The sequence below is a fragment of the Hallella sp. genome, assembly GCF_037460745.1.
GTDB lineage: Bacteria > Bacteroidota > Bacteroidia > Bacteroidales > Bacteroidaceae > Prevotella > Prevotella faecis.
In genome coordinates, this window is the sequence record NZ_JAXVAE010000061.1 from 23,480 (window position 1) to 29,479 (window position 6,000).

Annotated in this window: 5 protein-coding genes; all 5 read left to right on the top strand. The window is 54.2% G+C overall.

Annotated elements, in window-relative coordinates; all coding sequences use genetic code 11:
* Positions 1-34: 34 nt before the first annotated feature.
* Positions 35-1,480, top strand: coding sequence for a Fe-S cluster assembly protein SufB (gene sufB / locus WKK33_RS02340; protein ID WP_337932305.1), 1,446 nt, complete (start codon positions 35-37; stop codon positions 1,478-1,480).
* Positions 1,481-1,703: 223 nt separating this feature from the next.
* Positions 1,704-2,453, top strand: a complete 750-nt coding sequence (locus tag WKK33_RS02345) for a hypothetical protein (RefSeq protein ID WP_337932307.1) — start codon at positions 1,704-1,706, stop codon at positions 2,451-2,453.
* A 7-nt stretch (positions 2,454-2,460) separates the two neighbouring features.
* The gene (gene sufC / locus WKK33_RS02350) at positions 2,461-3,225 is read left to right on the top strand and encodes a Fe-S cluster assembly ATPase SufC (protein ID WP_337468575.1); all 765 of its coding nucleotides are present in this window, start codon (positions 2,461-2,463) and stop codon (positions 3,223-3,225) included.
* Positions 3,226-3,268: 43 nt separating this feature from the next.
* Positions 3,269-4,639: a Fe-S cluster assembly protein SufD gene (gene sufD, locus WKK33_RS02355; protein WP_337468576.1), complete on the top strand. Its 1,371-nt coding sequence runs from the start codon at positions 3,269-3,271 to the stop codon at positions 4,637-4,639.
* A 22-nt stretch (positions 4,640-4,661) separates the two neighbouring features.
* Complete coding sequence (locus WKK33_RS02360) at positions 4,662-5,918, top strand: cysteine desulfurase (protein WP_337468577.1); 1,257 nt, start codon at positions 4,662-4,664, stop codon at positions 5,916-5,918.
* The last annotated feature ends 82 nt before the right edge of the window (positions 5,919-6,000 follow it).

A 6,000-nucleotide genomic window follows, 5' to 3' on the forward strand; every position in this document is an offset into this window, starting at 1 on the left:
CCTGGAAGATCTTGGGGAGGCCGTTCATCATCATATGAAGACAGAACGAAATAATGAGTTTGTCAAAGAGGTAGCCAATCAGAAGTATGAGTTTGGCTTTACCACGAACGTGGAGACCGATGTCATTCCGAAAGGATTGAACGAGGATATCGTCAGACTCATCTCTAAGAAAAAGGGTGAGCCCGACTGGCTTCTTGAGTTTCGTCTGAAGGCTTATCGCTTTTGGACAACCCTCTCCGAACCCAAATGGGGACATGTTCACGTTCCCCCTATCGATTATCAGGATATCTCTTTTTATGCCGATCCGTTGGCTAAGAAACCCAAGAACAAGGAGATCGACCCGGAACTCGAGAAAACTTTCGATAAGTTGGGCATTCCCTTGGAGGAACGTTTGGCGCTTAGTGGAACGGCAGTCGACGCCATCATGGACTCGGTGTCGGTGAAAACCACATTCAAGAAACAATTGGCCGAGAAGGGAGTCATCTTCTCGAGCATTGGCGAAGCCGTGAAAGACCATCCCGATTTGGTGCGTCAGTACCTCGGGTCGGTGGTTCCTTATCGTGACAATTATTCCGCCGCACTCAATTCGGCGGTGTTTAGCGATGGTAGTTTCGTCTATATCCCCAAGGGCGTTCGTTGTCCCATGGAGCTCAGTAGCTACTTCCGCATCAATGCGCGCAACACGGGTCAGTTTGAGCGTACGCTCATCATTGCAGATGACGACAGCTATGTGTCGTATTTGGAGGGCTGCACGGCACCTATGCGCGATGAGAATCAGTTGCACGCTGCTGTCGTTGAGATTGTTGTGATGAACAACGCTGAGGTGAAATACTCCACGGTTCAGAACTGGTATCCCGGCGACGAAAATGGTAAAGGTGGCGTGTTGAACCTTGTGACCAAGCGTGGCGACTGCCGCGGTGTCAACTCTAAGTTGTCGTGGACACAGGTGGAGACCGGATCGGCCATTACTTGGAAGTACCCCTCGTGTGTGCTTCGTGGCGACAATTCGCAGGCCGAATTCTATTCGGTTGCTGTCACCAACCATTTCCAGGAGGCCGATACGGGCACCAAGATGATTCACATGGGCAAGAACACCAAGTCGACCATCATCTCCAAGGGAATATCGGCGGGCCATTCGCAGAACAGCTATCGCGGTTTGGTTCGTGCCACATCCAATGCCGACAACGCCCGCAATTATAGCTCGTGCGACTCGTTGCTGCTGGGATCCGACTGTGGAGCCCACACCTTCCCATACATGGATATCCACAACGACACGGCCATCGTGGAGCATGAGGCCACCACGTCGAAGATTTCTGAGGACCAATTGTTCTACTGCAACCAACGTGGCATCCCCACCGAGGAGGCCGTCGGACTCATCGTCAACGGCTATGCCAAGGATGTGCTCAACAAGTTGCCTATGGAGTTTGCGGTGGAAGCCCAGAAACTCCTGAGCGTATCGCTCGAAGGAACGGTTGGATAAAAAATACTTGTAACGCCAACTCCATCCAGTGAAATGACCGAATGAACAAAGCGTCAATGAGGAACCCACTTGGAGCATCGCAAAGATTATGCGGCAACATCGCAAGGCTAATATGACAACATCGTATGAATAATGCGATCATAGCGTAAGGCTAATATGACAACATCGTATGAATGGTACGATCATAGCGTAAGGATAATACGACAACATGAAGCGTTTGGTAATGATATGTATGACATTCCTGTTGATGGGAAGCGTCTGTGTGTGGGCCCAGAGCGAAGACGACAACGGTCGTCGGTGGGCCATCGACGGCCAATTGGGCGGCAACATGATTCGCAATGCAGCGTCGACCGACGCCCTTGTGCCCCAGTATCGAATGGGGGCAACCTCCAATTCGGGCCTGATCACCAAGCTTCATATGGAGTATTACCTGCCCAAAGCGCCGTTCAGCCTGAAGGTGGGATATGAGCATGAGGAACTTCATTTTCTGAAGGGAGACGCCAGTTGCGACCTCAACCAACTGATGTTGGGAGGCCGTTGGTACCCTGCCCCGGCGCAATGGAAGATCTGTCCTTATGTGGGTGTCGATGTCTTGTATGCCTTTGGCGCCGATCGCGGACCGTTCGAAATGACGTCTTCCCTGTCGTGGAGCGCAAACGGACTGACGGAAAACACCTATTCCTATGCAGTCGAGGGCGTTGCCAAAGCTCCGAGGTTTAGTCTTGGTCCCGTTGTGGGAGCCGACATCTACCTGTTCTCAAGCGTCGCCTTGCAGTTGGAATATAGCTACCGGTTGGGCGTCGACGCTCCTTATCGAGCTCATTACACGGAGGAAGGCAGCAGTCGCACGACCGATTATCATGGACAATTGCACCGCCACGCGCTCTCCGTTGGCCTAAAACTGACGTTCCCCTTTCGGTGGACGTGCGACGATGGATATGGATTGTTAAATGGTTTATTAGATATTTTATAAATAAATTATGTTAGAGGTTAGAAACCTGCATGCCACCATTGCTGGCAAAGAAATATTGAAAGGCATCAATCTCACGATCAACGACGGCGAGATACATGCCATCATGGGCCCAAATGGCTCAGGAAAGTCAACGCTCTCGGCCGTGTTGACAGGCAACCCCCTGTATACCGTCACCGAGGGTAGCGTATTGTTCAACGGCAAGGACCTGCTGGCCATGAAGCCTGAGGACCGCGCTCGCGAGGGATTGTTCCTTTCGTTCCAATACCCCGTAGAGATTCCTGGAGTGTCGATGGTCAACTTTATGAAGGCCGCCGTCAACTCCAAGCGCAAGTATGAAGGCCTCGAACCGCTGAAGGCTGGCGACTTCATGAAGCTCATGCGTGAGAAGCGCGAGCTTGTGGAACTCGACAGTAAGTTGGCGCATCGCTCCGTGAACGAGGGATTCTCGGGCGGTGAGAAGAAGCGCAACGAGATCTTCCAGATGGCCATGCTCGAGCCGAAGCTCAGCATTCTCGATGAGACCGACTCGGGTCTTGATGTCGATGCCATGCGTATCGTTGCAGAAGGTGTCAACAAACTCTTCACTCCTGAGAAGTCGATCATCGTCATCACCCACTACGAGCGCTTGCTCGACATGATCAAGCCGCAGGTGGTTCACGTGCTCTACAACGGCCGCATCGTGCGCACCGAAGGTCCGTCCTTGGCCAAGGAGATCGAGAAGCGCGGCTACGACTGGATCAAGGAAGAAGCCGATAAGGAGTTTGGGAAGTAATTCTTTCCCGTTACATGAAGAAAAAGGAAACCCTTTTTACACAATGAGTAGCGAAAAACAATACATAGATTTATTTGAGGCGTCGAAAGCGTTGATCTGCAGCCATTCGGCCACGGCGCTCAATGCCGTGCGCGATCAGGCCTTTGACGACTTCAAGCGCCAGGGCTTTCCCTCGCGTAAGGTGGAGCGATATAAGTACACCGACATGGCTGAGCTTTTCGCCCCCGACTACGGTTTGAACCTTAGCAGGCTCGACATTCCGGTCGATCCCTATTCGGTCTTCAGTTGCGACGTGCCCAACCTCTCCACCTCACTTTATTTCGTGGTGAACGACACGTTCTATAAGAAGGTGCTCCCCAAGGCCTCTCTGCCCGAGGGGGTGGAGGTGATGAGCCTGCGTGAGGCCGCTGAGGTACATCCCGAACTGGTGGAAGGCCGTTACGCCCAACTGGCGAAGACTTCCGACGACGCCATTACCGCCCTCAACACCATGTTGGCTCAGGATGGCTTGTTCATCCATGTGCCCAAAGGTGTCAAGGTGGAGCGTGCCATCCAGGTGGTCAATATTCTCCGCGCCGATGTCGACTTGATGGTCAACCGCCGTGTGCTCATCGTTATGGATGAGGGCGCTGAGGCCCAGCTTCTCTTCTGCGACGACTCGGCCGACGACCGCAACTTCCTCTCCACACAGGTCATTGAGGCCTATGTGGGTGAGAATGCGAGTCTCGACCTCTACTGCTTGGAGGAGACCCACGAGAAGAACACACGTGTGAGCAACGTGTATGTTGAGCAGCAAGCCAACAGTCGCGTGAGCCATGATGTCATCACGCTTCATAACGGCACCACCCGCAACATGCTCAATCTCACCTTCAAGGGCGAAGGGGCTGAGTGTTGGTGCAACGGCTGTGTCATAGCCGACAAAGGCCAGCGTGTGGACAACAATACGCTCATCGACCATCAGGTGGGCCATTGCGACTCGCATGAGCTCTATAAATATGTGCTCGATGGACATGCCGTGGGTGCCTTCGCCGGTCGTGTGCTGGTGCGCCATGGAGCCCAAAAGACCACCTCGCAAGAGACCAACCAGAACCTCTGCATGACCAAGGCGGCGCGTATGTACACGCAGCCCATGCTTGAGATCTACGCCGACGACGTGAAGTGTGCGCACGGATCTACCGTGGGCCAGCTCAACGACGCGGCCCTCTTCTACATGCAGCAGCGTGGCATCGACCAGCATGAGGCCAAGATGCTCCTCGAACTGGCGTTTGTGGGCGAGGTCATCGATCAGATTAAGCTTGAGCCTTTGCGCGACCGACTGCACCAGTTGGTGGAGAAACGCTTCCGTGGCGAACTGGGTCGCTGCCAAGGATGCCGTCTGACCCGTCCGTTGGCTGATGGCGGTTGCAAGCGCTGATAACCCTTCTAAATCGTAAACAATGGAAACAGGATATAACATTCAGGACGTAAGGGCCGACTTCCCCATCCTCGCTCGCGAGGTTCATGGCAAGCCGCTCGTCTATCTCGACAATGGTGCCACCACGCAGAAACCGTTGTGTGTGCTCGACGCCATGCGCGATGAGTATCTCAATGTCAACGCCAATGTGCACCGCGGCGTCCACTACCTCAGTGTGCAGGCCACCGAGTTGCACGAGCAGGCCCGCGAAACCGTCAGGCGGTTTATCAATGCCCGCAGCGTCAGCGAGATTGTTTTCACCCGTGGCACCACCGAGGGCCTGAACCTGGTGGCCAGCACCTTTGGCGACGAGTTTCTGAAACCGGGCGACGAGGTTATCGTTTCCACCATGGAGCACCATAGCAACATCGTGCCTTGGCAGTTGCAAGCCCACAAGCGTGGCATCAAGTTGCGTGTCATTCCCATGACCGATGGTGGCGTGCTCGACTTGGAAGCCTACAAGGGCTTGTTCAATGAGAAGACACGTATGGTGAGTGTCATGCACGTGAGCAACGTGCTGGGCACGGTCAATCCTGTGAAGCAAATGATCGCCATTGCCCATGAGCACGATGTCCCCGTGATGGTCGACGGAGCCCAGAGCGCCCCTCATTTCGCCATCGACGTGCAAGATTTGGATTGCGATTTCTTTGTCTTTAGTGGTCACAAGATGTACGGCCCCACCGGCATTGGTGTGCTCTATGGCAAGGAGAGTTGGCTTGAGAAGTTGCCTCCTTATCAGGGCGGCGGCGAGATGATAGAGCATGTGAGTTTTGAGAAGACCACTTTCGAGCGCCCACCCCTTAAGTTTGAGGCCGGAACCCCCGACTATGTGGCTACCCACGGATTGGCCAAGGCCATCGAGTATATGGAGCACCTGGGTCTCGACAACATCGAACGCCATGAGCGCGAGCTCACCCGTTATGCCCTGAGCCAGTTGCGCGATATCCCCGGCATGCACATCTACGGTCATGCCGCTGACCTGTTGTCCGACGGCCAGGCCAACGACATGCAGGGCGACGCCGTGATCAGTTTCAACGTGGGCGACATCCACCACATGGACATGGGCACACTGCTCGACCAGTTGGGCATCGCCGTGCGCACGGGCCACCATTGCGCCCAGCCCCTTATGGACCGTCTCGGCGTGTTGGGCACCGTCAGGGCTTCGTTCGCCCTCTACAACACCCGCGAGGAGGTCGATGTTCTTGTGGCTGGCATTCGTCGTGTCAGTCAGATGTTCTAATCCCCAAAGTCTGTTTTCGGATACACATTATCCCAAATCGGTCATTAGGATTTCTCTGTGTCGTACGGCAAAGAGAAATCCT